The sequence below is a fragment of the Herbaspirillum sp. WGmk3 genome (assembly GCF_023952535.1).
GTDB lineage: Bacteria > Pseudomonadota > Gammaproteobacteria > Burkholderiales > Burkholderiaceae_D > Herbaspirillum > Herbaspirillum huttiense.
Map to the genome: position 1 here is coordinate 1 of NZ_JAKYWT010000011.1, position 23,459 is coordinate 23,459.

The following is a 23,459-nucleotide window of genomic DNA, read 5'->3' on the forward strand; positions in this document are numbered from 1 at the left end:
GTCCCGGTATTTTCCAGGCGACCGGCTGAGGTGACGACCAGTTGTCCTTCCGTCGCCGCCGAGGTGCCACCATGATGCACACCCACGCCATGCTCGGTGGCGGTCAGGTAGATGTGGCCGGCATACATGCCGCCGACTTCGGCCACATCTACCGCACGCACCGGTGCTGCATCGGCGGCGGGCAAACCCGGCGTGATCTGAGCATGATCAGCGCTGACCGTATTGAGTCCGGTCGTGAGTCGGATCTGTCTGGCCCGCAGCGTTGCATGCACCCGCACCGCACGGGCGATGACGTCGGCATAGGCGGTATCACTGGCTTGCAGGCCGCGTCCTTCAAAGCTGATCACGCCGCCGTTCACGCGATAGCTTTCCAGATTGCCCTGCCGGATGACGGGCGTGCCGGTGGTCATGGTGGCGCGTTGGGCGTTGATGAAACCGCAGCCCGCGCAGGTGATGCCGGCAGGGTTGGCGATGATCACCTGCGCCGGGTTGCCTGCCACCTCGATGAAGCCGCGCAGGTAGCTGGGGTCCGTTGCGTTGACCTGGTTGACGATGATCTGTGCGCCACCGCCGGGCATCCACGGATTGCCAGCGATATAGCCGCCCAGTTCGGACTTGCTGGAGCCACCCGCGTTATTGAGGATGACTCCGCGTCCATCCACATCAAAACGCCGGTAGCTGTTGACCGACAGGCCCTTGGCGTTGGGCTGCCGGATGTTCACCACGGGCACGCCGTTGGCGGCCTTGAGCACCATCGGCTGCTCTTCGCGCGGCGCGTTGCGGTCTGCCAGGATCTGCGCATGTGCCACGCTTTGCCACGTCAGTGCCAGGGCCAAGACCAGCGTGCAGAACTTCCACGATGCCGGTGCCACCACACCGGCAGCCCCGCATGCCATCGGTGACCTCTGGTCGCTGGTGGTCGAGGCGGTTTCCGCGACCGCCATCAGCATGCCGCGATGACGGTTGAAGACCAACTGATAGCGCTGACGGTTCATGGATCGCCCCTTTTGTGAGATCGACCCAGGCCGGACGCCTTATCGATTCGAGGCGCAGTCTATTTTTTTAGAGCGGATTAAAAAATCAGAAAAGTCTGATTTATGTGCAGACGATAAAAAGAGAAATTGCGATCTCCCCAATTTTTGAATGATCGCGACACGCGTGCCCGGTGTTGTTTTGCCCGCTGACCATTTCCTTATGAATCGCTACCGCCTCCTTTCTCCGCTGCTGCTCGGCGCGCTCTCCCTCCCGCTCTACAGCGCAGCACAATCTCCCGGCATCCAGCAAGAACAACTGCAGCGCGAACGAGAGCGCGTCTTGCGCGAGGCCCTGGAGCAAGCGCCCGATGTGCTCACGCTGGGCCTGCCCCCTCCCGCTTCCACGTCGTTGGACTACCCCGAGGACGAACAACCTTGCAGCCGCATCGACACGATCATCATGGAAGGAGATTCTGCGGAGCGCTTCCGGCCCGCCTTGGGCACGGTGATGAAGGCGGCAGAGGATGGTGGTGCCACCGGCCGCTGCCTGGGCAGCCAGGGTCTGCAAATCCTGCTGGCTCGCGTGCAGGCCGACATCATCGCGCGCGGCTACACCACCACGCGCGTGCTGGCACAGCCGCAGGATCTGTCCACGGGCAGGCTGATCCTCACGGTGATTCCCGGCAGGCTGCGCAAGGTGCGCATGGCCGAGGGAGCGGACACGCGCGGCAATGCTGTCACGGCACTGCCGCTGTCTGAGGGAGATCTGCTCGACTTGCGCGCCATCGAGCAAGGATTGGAAAACCTCAGGCGCGTGCCGACAGCAGAGGCTGACATCGAGATCACGCCCTCGGAAGAATCCGACGCGCAAGCCGGCGACAGCGATCTGGTCGTGCAATACCGGCAGGCCTTTCCGTTCCGCGTGTCAGCCTCGCTGGACGATGGCGGTGCGCGCACCACTGGCCGCCATCAGGCAGGCGTGACGGTGGCCTATGACAACTGGTGGACGCTCAATGATCTCTTTTACGCCAGTCTCACGCGCAGCCTGGGGCGCTATGGGGATCGCGGCAGCCGCAGCCATACCGTGCATTATTCGCTGCCCTTCGGCTACTGGCTGCTCTCGGCGACGCTCTCGGGCAGCCGTTATCACCAGACGGTGGAGGGCGCCTTTGAACCGGTGGTCTACAGCGGCCATGCCGAAACGAGCGAAGTCAAACTGTCGCGCCTCCTGCAACGCAATGCCACCAGCAAGAGCCATGTCGCTGCCCGGCTGTTGCTGCGCAAGTCCTTCAATTTCGTCGACCAGATTCCGCTGGCGCCGCAACAGCGCAGGATGACGGCATGGGAATGGAGCGTGAATCACCGCCACTTCATCGGACCGGCCGTGGCCGAGATCAACCTGAGCCATCGCCGTGCACTGGACCGGCAAGGCCGTGCGCCCGAGGACGAACTCGACCTGCCGCAGATCACCACGCGCTATGGACTGTGGCTGGCGGACGCGGCGATCCATGCGCCCTTCACGCTGGGCACGGCGCGTTTACGTTACAACGCAACGGCGCGCGCCCAATGGAACCGGGGCAAGCTGCCGGCGCAGGATCAGTTCGCCATCGGCGGACGCTATACCGTGCGTGGCTTTGATGGCGACATCAACTTGCAGGCCGAGCGCGGCTGGCTGTTGCGCAATGAGTTGTCCTGGGGGATGGGAGAAGGCGGGCAGGAAGTCTACGCCGGCGTCGATACCGGCGCGGTAGCGGGACCAATGACGCAAAGCCTGAGCGGGCGCCGCTTGAGCGGTGCCGTATTGGGCTGGCGTGGCAACGTGGACAAGCTCGGCATGGAGCTCTTCATCGCTGCGCCACTGACCAGGCCACAGGGATTCCCCACCGGTACGCTGACCGGCGGGTTCAGCCTGCAATGGTCGTATTGAATGAAGAAAATGCGGCGCAGGATGGCTGGCAGCCGCCGCGCTTCACTGCTGGCGATAACGCCGCAGGCCGCGCACCGGCAGCTTGTCGGACTCGATGAGTGCCTTTTTCAGTGCACGCTTGTGCAGCAGCGCGCCCCCAATCAGTGCGACGGCGGCCAGGACGATGATGAGGACATTGACGAGATCAAAGTGTTGCATGATTCCCCCCTACGGCTAATAACGATAGATAGATGGAACGCGGGCATGGCCCTTCCGGCTGAGCCGGTCCGCAAGACGCCCCCGGTAGCGCCCTGCATGGCCTGTTTTTATTGCAGGCTTGTGGAAAACATAGCACGCATGAAGGGAAGACAGTAAATCATATAAATAATTTCCTGAAAATTTCACCTTCGCGCAACAAAAAGCACGACCGTTATATTTTGTCGCTTTTTGTCCTATAATCGCCGGACAAAAGCGGCATGGGGTCCTGCCCTGTTGCCTTGAGATAATGACAACCCAAGAGAGACGACCATGCCACCAGCCCCTGCTTACCCCAAAGCATTGCAAGATCTGCGCCTGCCCATCATCTGCTCGCCCATGTTCATCGCCAGCGGCCCGGCGCTGGTGGCAGCCCAGTGCAAGGCCGGGCTGGTCGGATCGTTTCCTGCCCTCAACGCGCGCCCGGCCGAGCTGCTCGACACCTGGCTGACCCAGCTGCAGGACGAGCTTGCCCAATGGCAAGCGGAACACCCGCAACGCAAGGCGGGACCGATCGCGGTCAACCAGATCGTGCACCAGTCCAATGACCGCCTGGCCCAGGACGTGGCCACCTGCGTGAAGCACCAGGTGCCCATCATCATCTCCAGCCTGCGCGCGCCGCCCAAGGAAATGCTGGATGCGGTCCACAGCTATGGCGGCATCGTGCTGCATGACGTGATCTCGCTGCGCCATGCCGAGAAGGCCCTGGAAGCCGGTGTCGATGGCCTGATCCTGGTGGCCGCCGGTGCCGGTGGCCATGCAGGTACGCTCTCGCCCTTCGCGCTGGTGGGTGAAGTGCGCAAGATGTTCAAGGGACCGCTGGCCCTGTCCGGCTCCATCGCCACGGGCGATGCGGTGCTGGCAGCGCAGGCCATGGGCGCGGACTTTGCCTACATGGGCTCGCGCTGGCTGGCCACGCGTGAATCCAACGTCGACGACGCCTACCGCCAGGCCATCGTGGAGTCGACCGCCGCCGATGTGGTCTACACCAACCTCTTTACCGGCGTGCACGGCAACTACCTGAAGAAGTCCATCGTCAATGCCGGCCTCGATCCGGACAACCTGCCCGAAGCCGACAAGACCAAGATGAACTTCGGTTCCGGCGGCGGCAGCAAGGCCAAGGCATGGCGCGATATCTGGGGCGCAGGCCAGGGCGTGGGATTGATGGAAGATGTGCCGACCGTGGCCGAAATGGTGGATCGGCTGGAAGAGGAATATCGCGCCGCGCGTGCGCGACTGTCGCTGTGAGGCGACGCTTTTGCAGTAACGGATGAGCTTCACGCCATCATGAGCGGCGTGAAAAACTAAGTAAAAGGCGGACCGCTACCCGGGTCCGCCTTTTTTTTCATGTGCGGCCATTCACAGCAAATGGGGAACACAGCCAGTCCTGGCGCGTCCAAGCGGGCATCTTCTCTTTTCTTTCCGCGCCTTGTGCGCCGGCTTGTACGAATTGTCTGTCGGACAAAATCTTATTTTTCATCTCACTTTGTAACTCGCGGCACTTCTGTTGTGAGGCCCGGTCGTACTTGTTCGCTTCATGCAGATGCAAGGCGTGATGATGCGCTGTGGCCACTCTCACACGGCATCGCCCTGCGGCAAAAGAAGAGTCAACCATTCAATTGCGAGGACCACCACCATGACCAGCTTCCTGAGAACCAGAAAAGACCGTCACCCCAAACATGACAAGCCGCGCCTGCCGCATGAGCATGACCAGCATGCGGACCGCCAGGACGCCGCCAACAGCGGCCATGCCGTCGAGCGCCCCGAGATTCGCCAGGCATATGACGATATCCGCAAGGGCCAGGTCGATACCGACCTGCGCGGCACGGGCGGACTGGATGAAATGAACAAACGGCCCGGCAGCCGCTCGGCCGAAGCGCCCCGCAAAGAGCGCGACGAGGGCTGAAGCCCGCTTCAAGTCCTGCCGCGCCGGCCCCGGACTGGCCGACGCGCAGGCTTCACAGACCGGATTGCACGATCCAGTCAGAGATGATCCCGAACAATTCCTGCGGCTTTTCCATCGGCGTCATGTGACCGCAGTCACCGATGATCTCCAGGCGCGAGTGCGGTATCTGGCGCGCCATCTCTTCCGATTCCTCCACACTGCGCAGCTTGTCTTCGTCACTGCTGACGATGAGTACCGGGCACTGCAGCCGTTGCAGATCCTCGGCGTTGCTGTCGCGCAGGGTCTGCAACTGCCGCAGGAACACGTCCTTGCCATTGGCCAGGGCCATGGCCTGCAGCCGGTCCAGCAGGCCGCGATCGGTGCTGCGCGCCGGATGCAGCGAAGAGGCCAGTGCGCGCGATGTCAGTCCCTTGAAGGGGGTGCGCTGGGCCAGCTCGATCTGCGCCAGTGTGCCCGCCGATTCGCGCTCGGTCTGCGGGCGCGATGAGGTATTGAGCAAACCCAGGCCCAGCACGCGTTCCGGTGCCTTGAGCGCAATGGCTTGCGCCACGAAGCCGCCCATCGAAAATCCGAACAGCACGAAGCGCTCCGGCGCCTGGCGCAGCACGGCGTCGGCCATGGCCTGGATGCCGATATCCTGGCCGAGGTCGCCGAAAGTCAGTGTACCCAGCGTGGACAGATCGGCCTGCATGTCATCCCACAGGTGGGCATTGAGCATGAAGCCCGGCAGCAGGACCAGATTGCGCATCGTATTTTTTCCTTGCATCAGAGGTTGTAGAAGTGAAAAGCGGAGGCCTTACTGCAGCCACTGCGCACGGCGGCTGGACCCGGCCATGGCCAGGCACAAGACGCCCAGCAAGGCCAGTGCAGCCTGCAATCCCCAGCCATGGGCGAGGAAGCCGAACACCGGCGGGCCAATCAGGCTGCCGCTGTAGCCCAGCGTGGCCACCGCCGCCAGGGCGCTGGAACCGTGCCGTCCGGCGGCACTGAAGACGAACGGGAAGACCGCGGCCACGCCGGTCCCGGCGATGGCAAAGCCGAGAATGGCCAGCGTCATGCCGGGTGCCGCCACGGCCAGGGCGATGCCGAGGCTCGCGATGAGCGTACCGACCCACACCACGCGGCGCGCGTCATAGCGGGCCTTGAGACGGTCGCCGATCATGCGCATGATGAGCATCATCCCGGCGAAGGCAGCATAGGCCAGGGGCGTGGCACCATCGCTGGCACCGATATGATCCTTCATGTAGATGCCGCTCCAGTCCGCCACCGAGCCTTCGACGATGGCGCCGCAGAACGCGATCACGCCCAGCACCACCAGATGTCCGTGCGGCAGTACGAAGAGCTTGCGTGCGGGGTCATGCTCGGGGCGGTCATCGGGCAGCGCTTCATAGCAGGAGTAGAGCGGATAGAGGAACAGCGCGGCCACCAGCAGGAAGTGCCAGATCGGTGCGATGCCCATGCCCGCCACGGCACTGGCGGCCAGCGCACCCGAAAAGGTGCCCACGCAGAACCAGCCATGCAGCATGGACATGATGGGCCGCCCTGCATCCCGTTCGGCCTGTGCGCCCAGCGCATTGATGGCGACGTCGAAGCAGCTGGACGCCGCTCCATAGAGCGTGCAGATCAGCATCAGCGAGGCCACGTTCGGTGCCAGTCCCAGCAAGGGCAGCGACACCAGCAGAGCCAGCCCCGCGTAGAGGGTGCTGTGGCGCGCACCGTAATGGCCGGTGATCCACGCGGCCAGCGGGAAGGAGCCGACCGCGCCGATGCCGCCACACAGCAGCACCAGCGCCAGCGTGGCCGCATCGAGCTGCAGATGGTCCCGGATGGCGGGAATGCGTGCGGCCCAAGTGGCAAAGACCACGCCCAGCAGCAGGAAGAACAGCGGGATGGCAGACTTGCGCCAGATCAGGCGCAAGGGAGAAGACGGGCGGGAAGTGGACAGCTTGGTTGTCATCGATCAGTCAGGAATGTAAACTGCGCAGAATCATTTCTTTCCTGAAATGAGTTTCAATATTGCAGGCCGCTATTATCCGACAACCGGGAAAACGCATGCACATGCGTCGTCGGACCAGCGGGTCGGGGCTTCCTTCAAGGGGGCTCAATCAGAGACAAAGGGACCTGCAAAGGTTCACGGCAGGCGCATCGCCTTCCAACTATTCATCAAGCAACACCTCTGAGCGACCGTGCACGCTGCCAGCGGCTGCAATCACGCAGGGACAGGAATGCCAGTTTCAGAACCGAACAAGATCTACCAGGAAGTCATCGATGCACTGATCGCCCTGCATCGGCTCACTGACGGCTATACGCCCAACCACGAGGACCAGACCGCCGAGCTGGCGGTGATGATCGGCCGTCATCTGGCCCTGCCGGCCGAGCGCATCGACGTGCTGCACATGGCCGCTCAAGTGCACGACATCGGCAAAGCCAGGATACCGCTCGATTTGCTGACCAAACCCGGCCGCATTACCGCTGACGAATACGGCGTGCTCAAGACCCACGTGCAGTTCGGTTACGAGATCTTGAACAAGATCAGCTTCCCCTTCAACCTGGCCGAGATCGTCTGGTGCCATCACGAGTACCTCGATGGCAGCGGCTATCCGCGCGGCATCGGCGGCGATGCGCTGCCGCTGGAGGCGCGCATCCTGACCGTGGCTGACATCGTCGAGTCGATGTCGGCCGACCGCCCCTACCGCAAGTCACTGGGCATGGCCGTGGCCCTGGAAGAAATCCAGCGCCAAAGCGGGTCTCGCCTCGATCCCGTGGTGGTGGATGCCTGTCTGCACGTCGTGCAGCAACACAACTGGCGGCCGGTCACCAACTAGGGCAGCGGTTTGACCGCTTCGGCTACACTGGCACCACACCACAACAAGACCGCCAGGAGACGCCATTCCATGCCCCCGCACGCCGCGCATGCGCCCTCGCCTTTCATCCTGCGCCACCCCATCCTGACCGCCCTGGCCCTGTCGCTGGGCACGGCCGTGGCGCTGGGGGTGGCGCGTTTCTCCTATGCCCTGCTGCTGGCACCCATGCGCAGCGACCTCGGCTGGCCTTACCTCATCGCCGGCGGCATGAATACCGGCAATGCCTTGGGCTACCTGCTGGGCGCGCTGCTGACGCCGCGCCTGATGCGCCGCTATCAGGCGCACCGCGTGCTGATCGCGGGCGCCTTCGCCACCGCCCTGCTGTCCTTCCTGCCGGCGCTGACCACGGACACGCTGCTGCAATTGCTGCTGCGGATAGTAACGGGTGTGACCAGTGCGCTCATCTTCGTCTCGGGCGGATTGCTGGTGAGCCGGCTGGCGGCCTTGCATGCGCAGCGCGCCGGCCTGCTGCTGGGCTTGTATTACGGCGGTACCGGGATCGGCATCGTGGCCGCGTCGCTGCTGGTGCCACCGGTGATGGAGGCCGCAGCCGCCCGGGGTGCGCCCCATCCGTGGCAATGGGCGTGGATCCTGCTGGGCGTGCTGGCGCTGGTGGCCAGCCTGATCATGACGCTGCCCGCGCGGCTGATGCCGACCTCGCCGGCGCAGGCGGCAGGAGGCGGGACCTGGCGTGCGCGCAGTTTGTTGTTCGGGCTGACCGGTTATTTATTCTTCGGGCTCGGGTACATCGGCTACATGACCTTCGTCATCGCCTTGCTGAAGGAAGAAGGGATGGCACCGGCGCGCATCACGCTGTTCTTTGCGCTGCTGGGCGCGGCGACCTTTGCGTCTTCACGCATCTGGGCACGCATGCTGGACAGCTTCCGGGGCGGGCAATCGCTGGCCATCCTCAATGGCCTGCTGTGCCTGGCCACGCTGCTGCCGGCCATGACGGCCGCGCCGGTGGCGGTGTTTGCCTCAGGGCTGCTGTTTGGCGGCTGCTTCCTGTCGGCCGTGGCGTCGACCACCGCCATGGTGCGTCACAACCTGCCGCCATCCGATTGGCCAGCCGGTATCAGCGCCTTCACCATCATCTTTGCCGTGGGGCAGATCATCGGCCCGTCCATCGTCGGATGGATCGCCGATGGAGCCGGCGGCCTGCAACGCGGCTTGACGTTTTCTGCACTGATGCTGCTGGCGGGGGCGCTGGTGGCCTGGCGGCAAAGGCCGCTGGTAGCGGGCTAGGGACGCACCGCAAACGCTTGACGTTTTCTGCACATCGGGCCGCGCGGCCAACACCGGCGCGGCCCGCAGAGGGAACACTTACTGCTGGCCGAGATGGCGGCGCAATGCCTCCACCAGGGTGCCGCAATCCTCATCGGTGCCGATGGTGATGCGCAGGAACTGCTTGATGCGCTCGCTCTTGAAGTGGCGCACGATGATGCCATCGCTGCGCAAGGCCGCGGCCAGCTCAGCGGCATCGCGCTGCGGATGGCGGGCGAAGACGAAGTTGGCCGCCGAGGGCAGGACCTCGAAGCCCAGTGCTTCCAGCTGCGCCACCAGTGCGGTGCGGCTGGCGATGACCATGTCGCAGGTCTTGCGGAAATAGTCCTCGTCCTCGATGGCGGCGGTGGCACCGGCGATGGCGGGGCGGTCCAGCGGATAGGAGTTGAAGCTGTTCTTGACGCGTTCCAGCGCATCGATCAGGTCGGCATGGCCGACTGCGAAACCGACCCGCATGCCGGCCAATGCGCGCGACTTGGAGAAGGTCTGCACCACCAGCAAATTGGGATAGCGCTGCACCAGCGGGATGGCGCTCTCGCCGCCGAAATCGATATAAGCCTCATCGACCACCACCACGCGCTCCGGGTTGCCCTGCAGGATGCGCTCCACTTCGTCCAGTCCCAGCAGGCAGCCGGTCGGCGCATTGGGATTGGGGAAGATGATGCCGCCGATGGCATCGCCATGGCCGAGGTAATCCTCGGTGCGCAGGGTGAAATCCTCGGCCAGCGGCACGGCGCGATAGTCGACCTGGTACAGGCCGGCATAGGTCGGATAGAAGCTGTAGGTGATGTCCGGGAACAGGATGGGCTTGCCATGTTGCAGCAGGGCCTGGAAGGCGTGCGCCAGCACTTCGTCGGAGCCGTTGCCCACGAACACCTCGCGCGCGCTGATGCCGTCGGCGGCATGGCGGCGGGCGATGGCCAGCTTCAGGGGTTCGGCGTCGGGATTGGGGTACAGGCGCAGGTTGTCGCTGACCTCGCGGGCGATGGCCTGCAGGGCCAGCGGCGACGGGCCATACGGGCTCTCGTTGGTATTGAGCTTGACCAGGCGCGCAATCTTGGGTTGTTCGCCGGGGGTGTAGGGCGTCAGGCGGCTGACGATGGGACTCCAGAACTTGCTCATGAGAAATCAGCCCGGGCCGGGCCTTGCAGAATTGAGGGAAAGCGCAGATGGTAGCAAACTTGCCGCCACCCGACCGCAGACGCCTCAGAAATAAGGGCGGTAGCGCGGCTGGCGGGCCTGGTCATCCTGCAGCGTAACGGCCGGCCGGGGATGGCTGCTCAGCAGCGACAGGGCGCGGCCGGCAATCTCGGGCGGCAGGCCGATCAGGTCCTGGCAGGCGCGCTGCAGGGCCGACAGCGAGGCAAACCCGGCTGCGGCGGGACTGGCACCGGCATCTTCCATCCGCGCCAGTTGCGCCAGTACCCAGGCCACGCGCTGCTCGCGCACCAGGCTGCGCAATGACTCGCCCTCGGCAAACAGCAAGGCACGCAGGCGGGCAGTGGAAATCTGCCAGTCGCGCGCGATGCGCTCGGCGCACCAGTCGGCGGCAGGCTGCGCAAAAATGGCGGCGGCAAGGCGACGGGCGTGAGGCTTGCTGGTGTCGGCGGCGCGTTCCATGTCGGCGCTGGCTTCGGTCTCCAGCGCCAGCGACCAGACTGCGGGGCGCATGCCTTGTGCCGTCACGCGCGGATGCGCGAGGCAGGAAAAACGCACGAAGGGCGGCACCGTGAAGCTTCCGCCTTCCTGCAACTCGACCGATACGCCCCCGCTCTTCAAGGTGGCAGCCCCCTTCCAGACCCGCACGCGCGCCGGGGCGGCGAAACGCAGTTCACGCAGCAGCAGGTGATGATGGGTGATGATGGCCATGGAGGGGTCGATGCAGTCTCAATGCAGGGATGCTCGCCCGATCTTAAGCCGGTAGCCTGCGCCAGACTGTCATCGTGGTGACAGGCCGCTCACAGCGAGGCCATGCCGAAGGCGCGCAAGCCATCGAGATCGACCACGCGGATGCTCTGGTAGGAAATCTCCACCAGCCCCAGCTCGGCCAGGTGGCGCATGGCCTGGTTCACGCGCTGGCGCGACAAGCCGGTCAAGAGGCCAATCTCTTCCTGCGACAGTTCCAGCACCTTGGAAGTACGCGGATACAGCATCGGGTGGAACAGCTGAGCAATGGCCTGCGCCACGCGGGCATCGACATCAAGCAGGCGTTCGTTCTGGACCGTGGCGATGAACTGGCCCATGCGTTCGTTCAACTGGCCGATGACGAAGGCGTTGAAGGGCAGGCTCTCGGCCATGAGGCGGTGGAAGGTATCGGCCGGCACCAGCAGGATCTGTGACGCCCGGATGGCGATGACGTCATAGCGGCGCGGCTCGCGCTTGATGACGCTGCCCTCGCCGCACCAGCCGCCCTCGGGTACGCCCGAGAGCGTACTGCTGCGGCCATCGATGTTGTAGACGGCCAGCTTGATCAAGCCCTCATGCACCCCGATCCAGTATTGCGAGAGTTCGCCGCGCCGGGCCACGAAGGCATCGGCCGAAAAGCGCGTCAACTGGGTGGTGGCGGCGACCAGCGCACGATGCTCGCCGGCCAGCGCGGCGAACCAGTCGTATTGCTGCAGAAGCTGCGCCATCGGGCTGCTCATGGGATAGTGAAAGAGGGAAGGAAACGGCAAACATTGTCGCATGTCAGCCTTGTCGTCGTGATGACAAAGCGCAAGACAGCTTCGGTGCTACCCTAGTGCAGAAAATAACAGGCGGCTGATAAAAAATGCACAGGCCGCGCCCCTCATCCCCGCCGCAAGGAGACAGACATGGCAGATTTCGACACCGGCCTTGGCCGCAACGCCGCCAATTACGCGGCCCTCACCCCCATCGATTTCATCGCGCGCGCCGCCGCCGTCTATGGCCAGCGTCCCGCCATCATTCACGGCGCATTGCGCCAGAACTGGGACCAGACCTATCGCCGCACGCGCCGCCTGGCCAGCGCCCTGCAGCGTCTTGGCATCGGCAAGAACGACACCGTCTCGGCCATGCTGCCCAATACCCCGGCGATGGTGGAGGCGCACTTCGGTGTGCCCATGGCCGGTGCGGTATTGAATGCCCTCAACATCCGGCTCGATGCCGAATCCATCGTCTTCATGCTGCGCCATGGCGAAGCCAAGGTGCTGCTGATCGACAGCGAATTCGCTGCGCTGGCGCAGCAGTTGCGCACGCAATTGCCGGCACTCAAAATCATCGAGGTGTTCGACGTGCTGGGTCCGCCGCCGGTACCCGGCGAGCGTTTCGGCCATCTGGAGTACGAAGCCCTGCTGGCCGATGGCGATGAAAATTTCGAATGGCAATGGCCCGCCGACGAATGGGATGCCATTGCGCTGAACTACACCTCCGGCACCACCGGCGACCCCAAGGGCGTGGTCTATCACCATCGCGGCGCGGCCCTGAATGCGGTCTCCAACATCCTCGAATGGGATCTGCCCAAGCATCCGGTCTACCTGTGGACGCTGCCCATGTTCCATTGCAATGGCTGGTGCTTCCCGTGGACCGTGGCCGCCCGCGCAGGCGTGAACGTATGCCTGCGCAAGTTCGAACCCAAGCTGGTGTTCGACCTGATCGCAGAACATGGCATCACGCATTACTGCGCCGCGCCCATCGTGCATGCGGCGCTGGCCAATGCGCCCGAGGGCTGGCGTGCCGGCATTCGTGGTCCGGTCAAGGCGATGGTGGCCGGTGCGCCGCCGCCAGCGGCCGTGCTGGCCAAGATGGAGGCGATGCAATTCGAGCTGACCCACGTGTACGGGCTTACCGAAGTCTATGGCCCGGCAGCCGTGTGTGCGGAACAGGATGAATGGAACGCGCTGTCGGTGGATCAACGCGCGGTACAGAAATCACGCCAGGGCGTGCGCTATCACCTGCAGAGCGGGGTGACGGTGCTCTCGCCGGACACCATGGAACCGGTAGCCGCCGACGGCGAGGAGATCGGCGAGATCATGTTCCGCGGCAACATCTGCATGAAGGGTTACCTGAAGAACGACAAGGCCACGCAGGAAGCCTTTGCCGGGGGCTGGTTCCATACCGGTGATCTGGGCGTGATGAACGCGGACGGCTACATCAAGATCAAGGACCGCAGCAAGGACATCATCATCTCCGGCGGGGAAAACATTTCCAGCGTGGAAGTGGAAGACGTGCTGTACCGCCATCCGGCCGTGCTGGCCGCAGCGGTGGTGGCGCAACCGGATGAAAAATGGGGAGAGACACCCTGCGCCTTCGTCGAACTCAAGGACGGGGCCAACATCGATGCGGCCGAACTGACCGAATTCTGCCGGGGCCACCTGGCCGGTTTCAAGGTACCCAAGGCGATCTACTTCGGTCCGCTGCCCAAGACCTCCACCGGCAAGATCCAGAAGTTCGAACTGCGCAAGCGCATGAAATCGGACAGCGCCATCAACGTCTGAGGCGCTGTCCCATCACATCGCCTCAGGCCTTGCGCACGGCGATGTGATACAGGCCCCACGGGCATTGGCCGAAGCGCTCCGGCAAGGGGCGCGCACTCATCTCGGGGAAGCTGTCGGCGTCATACACGGCCCACAGCGGACCGAGTCCGCCCAGCGGGATGGGCTTGCCATCCAGATGGGTGGCGATGATGAAGCGGTACTTGGCGATATCTTCCGCCGAGACCAGCACCGCGTAGCCATCGACGGCACGCAGGGCACAGTTCTGCACGGTGGCGGGACCACCGACAGCGCGCAAGACTTCCGACAGCAGCGGACCGCGCAGGCTGTGGCGGCGGCCATCGTATTCCAGCGTGGGACGGATCTCTACCGAAGGCAGCGCGGCGAGCGCGGCAAAATCGAAGGTGTGGGCACGGTCGAACGCCAGCTTCTGCTTGGCCATCATCTGGTCCAGCGCCGGATCGAGCGGGCCGCGATTGGCCTTGCTGATGTCGCCGGTCACCGTGAGCAATACCGGACCTGCGGCAGCACCGGACTTCTTGTCGGCAGCCAATGCAGGCAGGGCCACGGGTGCGGCCAGCAGCGAGGCACCGAGGCCGAGGAACTTGCGTTTTTGCATGGAAAACCCTCCTGATGGAGATGGATGGGACGTGCGGTGATGGCGGATTGTAATCAGTTTTTGCGCTTCGCTGCGCACCAACGACAACGGCCCGCCTCAAGACGAAGCGGGCCGTTGGATTCAGCGCTGCATCACTGCAACTGCGCTTCAGTCACGCGGCGGCCGGCCACGCCAGTAACCGGCCAGCAGCGACCCCGAGAGGTTGTGCCACACCGAGAACAGTGCGCCCGGCAAGGCCGCCACCGGCGTGAAATACAGCTTGCCCAGGGCGGCCGCCAAACCGGAATTCTGCATCCCGACTTCGATGGCCAGCGTGCGGCAGACTGCTTCGTCGAAGCCCAGCAGGCGGCCACCCCAGTAGCCACCCAGCAAACCCAGGCCGTTGTGCAGGATCACGCCCACCAGCACCACCAGGCCGACCGAAGCGATGCTGGCCTGGCTACCCGCAACCACCGCCGAGATGATCAGCAGGATGGCCACCATCGACACCAGCGACAGGTAGGGCTCGATGCGGCGGATCAGCTTGCCCGCGAACAGGTTCAGCACCAGGCCGACCGCGATGGGGACCACCACGATCTGCACGATCGACATCAGCATGGCGTGGGCGTCGAAGTGGATGGAGGCATCCACGTAGAGCTCGGTCAGCATCGGCGTGGCGAACACCGACACCAGCGCGGAGAGCGTGGAGATCGTCACCGACAGGGCCACATCGCCGCGCGAGAGATAGATCATCACGTTGGAGGCAGTGCCGGAGGCGACGCTGCCCACCAGCACCATGCCGGCGGTGAGGTCAGGCGGCATGCGCAGTACCTTGGCGATGACCCAGGCAGCCAGCGGCATGACCAGGTAGTGCAGGATGATGCCGGCAGCCACCGGTGCGGGGCGCTTGATGATGCGCTTGAAGTCGTCCACCGTGAGCGTGACGCCCATGGTCAGCATGATGAGCGTCAACAGCTGGGTGATGTATTTGCCGATGGGCGTGAAGGTCGGCGGTGAGAAGCAGGCAGCGGCGGAAAGCAGCAGCGCCCACACGGGAAAGAGGCGGGTGATGGTGGCAAGCATGGCAATGGATGAATGATGAATACAGGCCCGTGCATGAAGACGATCATGCCGGGATGGCGCGTTTTTTATGTTCATTGCGCGGATGACGCACACTGCGGCGGAGAGGCTTCGTGCACCAGGTCCGGTGGCGGCCTCTTCTCTATCCTCGATCACGCGCCTTGTGGGCGCGGCAAGGGCGTGATTCTACCCGCGCAGGCCGATTCCTGCCGGCTCCCGGGCCGTGGGACGGCCTACTGGCGAATAAGATCACATTTGAAACTAAGCATCACCTTGGGCGGCATCACGCCGATCACGCCCTCCGAACGCTCGCTGCCGATGATGCGTGCACGGCGGCCCTGCTGGCGGCACCAGTCATCGGCCTGCTGCAGACCCTGTGCTGCCACGCCGTCATTGCCGCGCCAGCGTGAACTGGCCACCAGCAGGTAGGTGTCCTTGTCGATCTGCGTGACCGGTTGCGAGGAGGTGCAGCCGGCCAGTGCGGCCACCATCGCAAGGGACAGCGTCGGCATCAGGCGGATTGTCATCGGGGCTCCCTTAGTCTTGTGATCCACGATGGTAGCCAGCGCGATGGGTGGCGTCATGCGTCCCTACAACTCTTTACCTCCGCTGACGATCCACTGCACGGACGAAAAAAAAACGCCGCTGGAAGCAGCGGCGTTTTCCCGACCATTTCAGTCAAGCCATCAACGCGTAACCGGTTTGTAACGGATACGCTTGGGCTTGGCGGCTTCTTCGCCGAGGCGCTTCTTCTTGTCGGCTTCGTATTCCTGATAGTTGCCGTCGAAGAAGGTGACCTGCGAATCGCCTTCGAAGGCGATGATGTGGGTGGCGATACGGTCCAGGAACCAGCGATCGTGGGAGATCACCAGCACGGTGCCGGCAAATTCCAGCAGCGCATCTTCCAGGGCGCGCAGGGTTTCCACGTCGAGGTCGTTGGACGGTTCGTCCAGCAGCAGGACGTTGCCGCCCTGGAGCAGGGTCTTGGCCAGGTGCAGGCGGCCGCGCTCACCGCCGGACAGGTTGCCGACCACCTTCTGCTGGTCGCCGCCCTTGAAGTTGAAGCGGCCCAGGTAGGCGCGCGAGGGCATTTCGAAACGGCCCACGGTGAGGATGTCGGCACCGCCCGAGACATCTTCGAAGACCGTCTTCTTGTTGCCCAGGTCTTCACGCGACTGGTCCACCAGCGACACCTTGACGGTGGGGCCCAGCACCAGTTCGCCGCTGTCCGGCGTTTCACGGCCGGCCAGCATGCGGAACAGAGTCGATTTACCGGCGCCGTTGGGACCGATGATGCCGACGATGGCACCGGCCGGGATCTTGAAGTTCAGGTTGTCGATCAGCAGGCGGTCGCCATAGCCCTTGCTGACGTTCTTGAATTCGATGACTTCATTGCCCAGGCGCTCGGCCACGGGAATGAAGATTTCCTGGGTCTCGTTGCGCTTCTGGTATTCGTATTCGGAGAGCTCGTTGAAGCGGGCCAGACGCGCCTTGCTCTTGGCCTGGCGGCCCTTGGGGTTTTGGCGCACCCACTCCAGTTCCTTGGCGATGGTCTTCTGGCGGGCCGATTCGCTGGCCTCTTCCTGCTTCAGGCGGGCTTCCTTCTGTTCCAGCCAGGAGCTGTAGTTGCCCTTCCAGGGGATGCCGTGGCCGCGGTCCAGTTCCAGGATCCATTCGGCGGCGTTGTCGAGGAAGTAGCGATCGTGGGTGATGGCCACCACGGTGCCGGGGAAGCGTTGCAGGAACTGCTCCAGCCAGTCCACCGATTCGGCATCCAGGTGGTTGGTCGGTTCGTCCAGCAGCAGCATGTCGGGCTTGGAGAGCAGCAGCTTGCACAGCGCCACGCGGCGCTTTTCACCACCGGAGAGCACGCCGATCTTGGCGTCCCAGGGCGGCAGGCGCAGGGCGTCGGCGGCCATTTCCAGCTGCTGGTTGAGACTGTTGCCGTCAGCGGCGGCGATGATGGCTTCCAGGCGCGCCTGCTCGGTGGCGAGGGCGTCGAAGTCGGCATCTTCTTCGGCATAGGCGGCATAGACCGCGTCCAGCTTGGCCTGGGCTTCGAAGACTTCACCGAGGGCGCTCTCGACTTCCTGGCGCACGGTCTTCTCGGCGTCGAGCTGGGGTTCCTGCGGCAGGTAGCCGATGTTCAGGTTGGGCATCGGGATAGCTTCACCCTCGATTTCCTTGTCGATGCCGGCCATGATCTTGAGCAGGGTGGACTTGCCCGAGCCGTTCAGGCCGAGCACGCCGATCTTGGCGCCGGGGAAGAAGGACAGCGAGATGTCCTTGAGGATCTGCCGCTTCGGCGGCACGATCTTGCCGACGCGGTTCATGGTAAAGACGTATTGAGCCATGGTATGAGTTGCCAGTGAGAGGGAAACGATAGGAGGCGGCGTCAGGCGCCGCCGGCGCTGGGCTCTGCCGAGCTTTGCGCGCGGGTGCGCAGGTAGCGCCACAAGCCTTCGGCGGAGTATACCGCGAGCGCCACCCAGATCACGCAAAAGCCGATGGCGCGCGCCCCGGTGAAGGGCTCGCCGTAGATCAGCACGCCGCCCAGCAGCTGGATGGTAGGCGAAATGTATTGCATCAGGCCCAGCATCGACAAGGGGATGCGGCGCGCGCCATGGGCAAAGAGCAGCAGCGGCACCGCCGTGATCGGGCCGGACAGGGCCAGCAGGATCTTGGCTGTGGTCGATGCATGGGTGAAGGCATTGCTGTCACGCAAGGTATCCACGCCCAGGATGGCCAGCACCAGCGGCAGCATCAGCAAGGTTTCCAGCGACAGGCCTTCAAGCGCGCCCAGGTGCGCGGTCTTGCGCAGCAGGCCATAGAAGGCGAAGGTCAGCGCGATCAGCAGCGAGATCCACGGCAGGCTGCCGTTGGCGAAGGTCAGCCAGATCACGGCACCGAGTGCCAGGAAGACCGCCAGCCATTGCAGGGGACGCATGCGTTCCTTCAGGATCAGGTAGCCCATGAAGACGCTCATGAGCGGGCTCATGAAGTAGCCCAGGCTGGTATCGACGATGCGCCCGGCGTTGACGGCCCAGACATACAGGGTCCAGTTGCCGGTCAGCAGCAGGGCCGAGAGCAGGAAGCCCAGCACCACCATGGGCCGCTTGATGACCTCGCCCACCCAGCGCCATTGCCGCCGCCAGGCCAGCACGGCCACCAGGAACACACAGGACCAGAAGAGGCGATGCACGACGATATCGAAGGAGGGAATCTCCTTGAGCAACTTGAAATACAGCGGGAACAGGCCCCACAGGACGGAGGCGCAAACGGCGTGAAGCATGGCAAGGCAATGGAATCGGAAGCCGGACCTGCGCGCGGCACTGCGCGGTCACGGCGGTGAGAATCCGTCATTATTGCAGGATTCGCCGCCACCGGCCCGACGCCGGCGTGCGGCTCAGGCCGCTGGCAACTTCACTTGTGCCTGCGAGGACATCATGACGACCTCGCAATCGACCTGCGTGGCCGCACGTTCGATGACCAGCACATCGGCTGCACCGAGGGTGATCAAGGGATGGTGCCAGACTCCGCGCCGCAGGGTGACGCCCTGTCCCGGCTCGATCACGAAGGCGGCAATGGCCGACTCATCCGGCCGCTCACCGTCGCCGGCCAGCACCGCCAGGCAGCGGCTGGCTCCCAGGGGAATGAAGCTCTGGCTGCCCAGGCGGTGGCGTTCAAAGGCGCACAGCGGATAGGTTGCCGGATCGCCCTGCCCCTGCGTGCGGAAGATCGCCACGCAGGCGCGGCCGCCCTCGTCGTCCACGTCGAGGGCGGCCACATCGTCGTAGCGGCGCGTGGTACCGAAGTTGATCTCGCGCTCGGAGGGGCCCGGTGCAATCAACACCCCATAGGCCGCGAAGGCCTCCTGCGTCAGCGCTTGCGCCAGGATCACGCGCGCGGCGGTGTCAGGCGCAGGCATGCATCAGTCTCGCGGCGTAATCGATCAACGAACGGTCACTGCCAGGCGGTGCGATCAAGGACAGTCCGAACGGCGCGCCATCGAGTTGCATCAAGGGCAGCGAAATTTGCGGGCATCCCGACAGCCCGGACAGGCAAAGCATGCGCACCGCCTGGTTGCGATAGTCTTCCAGCGACTGTTCCGAGTCGGTCAGCAGCGGTGCCGCATCCGGCGCGCTGGGCAAGAGCAGCACGCCGTCGTTGCCCAGCAGGCCGGTGAAGGCGGCGCGGAAGGTCTCGCGCACGGCACTGTGCTCCTGCATCTGCTGGGCCGTGATGGTGGCCGACCATGCAAAGCGTTCGGCCACGCCCGGCCCCAGCTGGAAGCCGTAACGGCTGATGTTCTCGCCATGGGCCTGCCAGGCCTCATAGCCCTGGATGTGGCGAAACGCCCAGTACAGCGCATCAAAGGAAGGGGTCGCCGCCGTGACCGGCTGCGGCGCGCCCAGTACGCCCGCCAGGCGCTCCAGCACCTGCGCAAACCGGGCCTGCACGTGCGGCGCAAGCAGGCCCAGCACGTCGCTGGCGACCAGCACACGCGGCGCCTGAGGCAAGGGTGCGCTGTCCTCGCCCAGCAAGACCGCGCCCGCGCGGGCGAATACGTCCATGTCGCGTGCAAACCAGCCGCAGGTATCGAAGCTGCGCGCCAGGTCCATCACCCCCGCAAGCGGTACGCGGCCATGAGTGGGCCGCAAGCCGATGAGGCCGCAATGGCTGGCCGGCACCCGGACCGATCCGCCGGTATCGGTGCCCAGCGCCAGGTCGGCCAGGCCGTTGGAGACCGCCGAGGCCGATCCGGAACTGGAGCCGCCCGGAATCCGCTCGGGCGCGCCGCCATTGCGAGGCGTGCCGAAGTGGGCGTTCTTGCCGTTCATCGAGAAGGCCAGTTCATCGGTGACCACCTTGCCGACGAATTGCGCGCCCGCTTGCAGCAGCGACTGCACCGCTGGCGCCGAAGTGGTCTTGATGCCGGACAGGGCCAGCATGTGCGGATTGCCGCAGCCGGTGGGATAGCCCGCCACGTCGAAGATGTCCTTGACCGCCAGGCGCACGCCAGCCAGGGGGCCGCTGGCGGCCTGCGGCTGGGGGACGAAGGGATAGGGGACGAAGCAGCGGGCGGTGAAAGCATCGGCACTCATGCGGTTTCCTTGTCAGGTCGGGGTGGGTGGGAGAGCGGCGCGGTCATGGATCAGGCTGCAGCCAGCTGCAGTGCTTCGGCACGCAGGCAGCGTACCGTATGTTGCTCGCCCACGGATTGTTCGACCGGCTGCCGCGTCAGGCAATCGGCCTGCGCATGCGGGCAGCGCTCGGCGAAGGCACAGCCCGGCGGCAGGTTGGCCAGGTCGGGCGGTGCGCCGGGGATGGTCTGCAGGCGCTGGCCCTTCTGCATGGCACCGTGGCTGCGGCTTTGCAGCAGCGACATGGTGTAGGGATGGCGCGGCTGGGTCAGCAGTTGCGAGGCCGGTCCCTGCTCGACGATGCGTCCGGCATACATCACCGCGATGCGGTCGGCCACTTCGACGGCCGCGCCGATGTCGTGGGTGACGAAGATGATCGACAGGCCCAGCTCGCGCTGCAGCTCGCGCAACAACAGCAGGATCTGGATCTGTACCGTGGCATCGAGCGCCGTGGTGGGCTCATCGGCCAGCAGAACCTTGGGCGAGCAGGACAGCGCCAGTGCGATCATGGCGCGCTGGCGCATGCCGCCGGACATCTCGTGGGGATAGGCATCGAGCCGCCGCTCCGGGCTGGGAATGCGGACCTTCTCGAACAGTGCCAGCGCCTGTGCACGGGCCTGGGCGGCCGAGACCTTCTTGTGGCGGCGGATGGTCTCGGCGATCTGCGCCCCCACGGTATAGACCGGATCGAGCGCCAGCAAGGGTTCCTGGAAAATCATGGCCACGCTGTCGCCGCGCAGGGCCGACAGTTCGAGGCCGGTCATCGACAGGACATCGCGGCCATCGACTTCCAGTCCACCTTCGATACGGGTGCGCGCCTCGGGATGCAGCCGCATGATGGAACGCAGCGTGACGCTCTTGCCCGAGCCCGATTCACCGATCAAGGCCACCACCTCGCCCTCGGCCACCTCCAGGTCCACGCCGCTGACGGCGCGGATGGTCTTGCCGGGGGCCTTGAAGGTCACCCGCAAGTCATGCAGGCGCACCATCGTTTTCTTGGAAGCATCAGCCATGTTGCAGCTCCTTGTTCAGCATGCCGGCTTCGAACCCGGTGTCGTCATAGCCACTGCCGGCCTCATAGCGCAGGCAGGCCACGCCGTGTTCCGGTGCGGCCTCGACAAAGGCCGGCGCGCGCTGCTGGCAGACCGGCTGCGCGAACTGGCAGCGGGTATGGAAGCGGCAGCCCGGGGGCGGGTTGATGGGATTGGGCGGGTCGCCCGCCAGCGGCGCTTCTTCGGTACGGCGGCTGGGGTCCATGCTAGGCATGGAGCGCAACAGCGCGCGCGTGTAGGGATGGCGCGGTGTGTCGAACACCTGCTCGGCCGGACCGACCTCGACCACCTGGCCCAGATACATCACCAGCACGCGGTCGGAGATGAAACGGACCACGTTCAGATCGTGGCTGATGAACAGATAGGTGAGGCCGAATTCCTGCTTCAGGTCCAGCAGCAGGTTCAGCACCTGCGCCTCCACCGATTTGTCCAGCGCCGAGACGGCCTCATCCAGGATCACCAGGCGCGGCTCCAGCGCCAGGGCGCGCGCGATGTTGACGCGCTGGCGCTGGCCGCCGGAGAGCTCGTGTGGATAGCGTCCGGCGAAGCGTTCCGGCTGCAGGCCCACCCGCGCCAGGAGGCTGCGGGCACGGACGATGGCTTCACGCGCGGGCAGGCCATGTACGGTGGGCGCAAAGGCGATCGAATCCTCGATGGTCATGCGCGGATTGAGCGAGGAATAACTGTCCTGGAACACCATCTGCGCCTGGCGCCGGAACTGGCGCAAGGGCATGGCGCGCGATCCTACGGTCTGGCCGTCGAAGACCAGTTCGCCGCTGTCCTGCTCGATCAGCTGCATCAGCACGCGCGCCGTGGTGGACTTGCCGCAGCCGGATTCACCGACTACGCCCAGGGTTTCGCCTTTCATGATGTCGAAGCTCACGCCATCGACTGCGCGCACCGCATGGGCCGGACCGCGCAGCAGGGGCAGGCCCTGCTGCTTGAGCGGAAAGTGCTTCAGCAGTTGACGCACGCCCAGCAGGGGCTGGCGCGGGCCGCCGACATCACGCGGATCCTGGTTCAGGAGCGAGGCAGACAGGCTCATTGCTTGACCTCCATGGCCGAGCGCAGGCCGTCGGACAACAGGTTGAAGGAAATCGAGGTGACGAAGATGAAGGCGCCCGGCAGGGCCGCTACCCAGGGCTGGGTGTAGATGGCGGTGCGCAGGGTGTTCAACATCAGGCCCCATTCCGGCTCGGGCGGCTTGACGCCCAGGCCGAGGAAGGACAAGCCCGAGGCCAGGATCATCGAGACCGAAATGAGGCTGGTGGAATAGACGAAGATCGGTCCCAGCACATTGCCCAGGACATGCGCGCGCACGATGGTGAAGGCGCTGGCCCCTGAGGCGCGCGCCGCATCGACGTAATCGCTGCGCCGCACCTGGGTGGTGACGCTTTCTGCAATGCGCGCGATCTGCGGGACGAAGACGATGGTCAGCGAGGTGAGCGCATTGAAGATGCCCGCACCCAGCGCCCCCGACAGGGCAATGGCCAGCAGTACCGAAGGAAAGGCGTAGAGGATATCGATGCTGCGCATGATGGCGGTGTTGGTGAAGCCGCCGGCGTACCCGGCCACAATGCCCAGCGCACTGCCGATGACGAAGGCCAGCAGCACCGGCGTGATGCCCATGAACAGCGACAGCCGGCCACCCAGCAGCAGGCGCGAGAACATGTCGCGCCCCAGTTCGTCGGTGCCCAGCAGATGGCCGGCGGTGCCGATGGGTTTCAGGCGCGAAAACATCGCGGCGGCAAACGGATCGCCCGGCATCACCCAGGGGGCGGCGATGGCCGCCACGATCAGCAGCAGCAGCACGGCGGCGGCGATCATGGCACCGGGATTGCGCACCAGGCGCGCACCGACGTTGGCCCAGTGGCCACGCGAGCGGCGCATGGCGGTGGCCGGCTCGGCCGTCTTGAGGGCGGGGACGGAAGTGGAGAGGTTCATG

Annotated in this window: 23 protein-coding genes; 6 read left to right on the forward strand and 17 right to left on the reverse strand. The window is 64.7% G+C overall.

What is annotated here, in order from left to right:
• Window positions 1-995: filamentous hemagglutinin N-terminal domain-containing protein (locus MKD49_RS25400; protein WP_252697686.1), on the reverse strand; the 995-nt coding region annotated here is incomplete at its 3' end.
• Window positions 996-1,194: 199 nt separating this feature from the next.
• On the opposite strand from MKD49_RS25400, the gene MKD49_RS25405 reads away from it, so the two are divergent.
• On the forward strand, window positions 1,195-2,901 hold the full coding sequence (locus MKD49_RS25405; protein WP_252697687.1) for a ShlB/FhaC/HecB family hemolysin secretion/activation protein: 1,707 nt from the start codon (window positions 1,195-1,197) through the stop codon (window positions 2,899-2,901).
• Between the two features lie 42 nt (window positions 2,902-2,943).
• Here the strand turns inward: MKD49_RS25405 and MKD49_RS25410 are convergent, their stop codons facing one another.
• Window positions 2,944-3,099: a hypothetical protein gene (locus MKD49_RS25410; RefSeq protein WP_166675113.1), complete on the reverse strand. Its 156-nt coding sequence runs from the start codon at window positions 3,097-3,099 to the stop codon at window positions 2,944-2,946.
• A gap of 309 nt (window positions 3,100-3,408) precedes the next feature.
• On the opposite strand from MKD49_RS25410, the gene MKD49_RS25415 reads away from it, so the two are divergent.
• The gene (locus MKD49_RS25415) at window positions 3,409-4,383 is read left to right on the forward strand and encodes a nitronate monooxygenase family protein (protein WP_034339953.1); all 975 of its coding nucleotides are present in this window, start codon (window positions 3,409-3,411) and stop codon (window positions 4,381-4,383) included.
• 388 nt (window positions 4,384-4,771) lie between these two features.
• Window positions 4,772-5,041 carry a hypothetical protein gene (locus tag MKD49_RS25420; RefSeq protein WP_121041285.1) on the forward strand — a complete coding sequence of 90 codons (270 nt, stop codon included), beginning with the start codon at window positions 4,772-4,774 and terminating at the stop codon, window positions 5,039-5,041.
• A gap of 52 nt (window positions 5,042-5,093) precedes the next feature.
• Here MKD49_RS25420 and MKD49_RS25425 read toward each other — a convergent pair whose 3' ends face one another.
• Together MKD49_RS25425 and MKD49_RS25430 are read right to left on the reverse strand one after the other, a co-directional pair.
• Window positions 5,094-5,789 carry an alpha/beta fold hydrolase gene (locus MKD49_RS25425; protein WP_209583596.1) on the reverse strand — a complete coding sequence of 232 codons (696 nt, stop codon included), beginning with the start codon at window positions 5,787-5,789 and terminating at the stop codon, window positions 5,094-5,096.
• A gap of 48 nt (window positions 5,790-5,837) precedes the next feature.
• A complete protein-coding gene (locus MKD49_RS25430) occupies window positions 5,838-6,998 on the reverse strand; it encodes an MFS transporter (RefSeq protein ID WP_252697688.1) in 1,161 nt (386 codons plus the stop codon).
• A 268-nt stretch (window positions 6,999-7,266) separates the two neighbouring features.
• Between MKD49_RS25430 and MKD49_RS25435 the strand changes: the two genes are divergently transcribed.
• Window positions 7,267-7,866, forward strand: a complete 600-nt coding sequence (locus tag MKD49_RS25435) for an HD-GYP domain-containing protein (protein ID WP_039790209.1) — start codon at window positions 7,267-7,269, stop codon at window positions 7,864-7,866.
• 69 nt (window positions 7,867-7,935) lie between these two features.
• A complete protein-coding gene (locus MKD49_RS25440) occupies window positions 7,936-9,150 on the forward strand; it encodes a YbfB/YjiJ family MFS transporter (protein ID WP_252697689.1) in 1,215 nt (404 codons plus the stop codon).
• A 78-nt stretch (window positions 9,151-9,228) separates the two neighbouring features.
• Here the strand turns inward: MKD49_RS25440 and hisC are convergent, their stop codons facing one another.
• The 3 genes from hisC to MKD49_RS25455 form a co-directional block, all read right to left on the reverse strand.
• Entirely contained in the window at window positions 9,229-10,311 is a 1,083-nt protein-coding gene (hisC, locus tag MKD49_RS25445) for a histidinol-phosphate transaminase (protein ID WP_039790211.1), read from the reverse strand.
• A gap of 84 nt (window positions 10,312-10,395) precedes the next feature.
• On the reverse strand, window positions 10,396-11,058 hold the full coding sequence (locus tag MKD49_RS25450) for a hypothetical protein (RefSeq protein ID WP_252697690.1): 663 nt from the start codon (window positions 11,056-11,058) through the stop codon (window positions 10,396-10,398).
• An 89-nt stretch (window positions 11,059-11,147) separates the two neighbouring features.
• The gene (locus MKD49_RS25455; RefSeq protein ID WP_088755430.1) at window positions 11,148-11,822 is read right to left on the reverse strand and encodes a Crp/Fnr family transcriptional regulator; all 675 of its coding nucleotides are present in this window, start codon (window positions 11,820-11,822) and stop codon (window positions 11,148-11,150) included.
• A 180-nt stretch (window positions 11,823-12,002) separates the two neighbouring features.
• Between MKD49_RS25455 and MKD49_RS25460 the strand changes: the two genes are divergently transcribed.
• Window positions 12,003-13,643 carry an acyl-CoA synthetase gene (locus MKD49_RS25460; protein WP_252697691.1) on the forward strand — a complete coding sequence of 547 codons (1,641 nt, stop codon included), beginning with the start codon at window positions 12,003-12,005 and terminating at the stop codon, window positions 13,641-13,643.
• Between the two features lie 22 nt (window positions 13,644-13,665).
• On the opposite strand, the gene MKD49_RS25465 is transcribed toward MKD49_RS25460, so the two are convergent.
• The 10 genes from MKD49_RS25465 to MKD49_RS25510 form a co-directional block, all read right to left on the reverse strand.
• Window positions 13,666-14,259, reverse strand: a complete 594-nt coding sequence (locus MKD49_RS25465; protein ID WP_121041300.1) for a molybdopterin-dependent oxidoreductase — start codon at window positions 14,257-14,259, stop codon at window positions 13,666-13,668.
• Between the two features lie 147 nt (window positions 14,260-14,406).
• The gene (locus MKD49_RS25470; RefSeq protein ID WP_252697692.1) at window positions 14,407-15,321 is read right to left on the reverse strand and encodes a bile acid:sodium symporter family protein; all 915 of its coding nucleotides are present in this window, start codon (window positions 15,319-15,321) and stop codon (window positions 14,407-14,409) included.
• Window positions 15,322-15,551: 230 nt separating this feature from the next.
• Window positions 15,552-15,902: a hypothetical protein gene (locus MKD49_RS25475; RefSeq protein ID WP_252697693.1), complete on the reverse strand. Its 351-nt coding sequence runs from the start codon at window positions 15,900-15,902 to the stop codon at window positions 15,552-15,554.
• Window positions 15,903-16,004: 102 nt separating this feature from the next.
• Window positions 16,005-17,672, reverse strand: coding sequence for an energy-dependent translational throttle protein EttA (gene ettA, locus MKD49_RS25480; protein ID WP_039790218.1), 1,668 nt, complete (start codon window positions 17,670-17,672; stop codon window positions 16,005-16,007).
• A 41-nt stretch (window positions 17,673-17,713) separates the two neighbouring features.
• Entirely contained in the window at window positions 17,714-18,610 is an 897-nt protein-coding gene (gene rarD / locus MKD49_RS25485; protein WP_121041301.1) for an EamA family transporter RarD, read from the reverse strand.
• Window positions 18,611-18,724: 114 nt separating this feature from the next.
• Window positions 18,725-19,246 (reverse strand): ureidoglycolate lyase, encoded by a 522-nt coding sequence (locus MKD49_RS25490; protein WP_252697694.1) that lies wholly within the window; start codon window positions 19,244-19,246, stop codon window positions 18,725-18,727.
• Window positions 19,233-20,423: an amidase gene (locus tag MKD49_RS25495; protein WP_252697695.1), complete on the reverse strand. Its 1,191-nt coding sequence runs from the start codon at window positions 20,421-20,423 to the stop codon at window positions 19,233-19,235. The genes MKD49_RS25490 and MKD49_RS25495 overlap by 14 nt, the downstream gene beginning before the upstream one ends.
• Window positions 20,424-20,473: 50 nt before the next feature.
• Complete coding sequence (locus tag MKD49_RS25500; protein ID WP_252697696.1) at window positions 20,474-21,475, reverse strand: ABC transporter ATP-binding protein; 1,002 nt, start codon at window positions 21,473-21,475, stop codon at window positions 20,474-20,476.
• Window positions 21,468-22,559, reverse strand: coding sequence for an ABC transporter ATP-binding protein (locus tag MKD49_RS25505; RefSeq protein WP_121041307.1), 1,092 nt, complete (start codon window positions 22,557-22,559; stop codon window positions 21,468-21,470). Before MKD49_RS25505 ends, MKD49_RS25500 begins: the two co-directional genes overlap by 8 nt.
• Window positions 22,556-23,458, reverse strand: coding sequence for an ABC transporter permease (locus tag MKD49_RS25510; protein ID WP_252697697.1), 903 nt, complete (start codon window positions 23,456-23,458; stop codon window positions 22,556-22,558). Before MKD49_RS25510 ends, MKD49_RS25505 begins: the two co-directional genes overlap by 4 nt.
• Between the last annotated feature and the right edge of the window lies 1 nt (window position 23,459).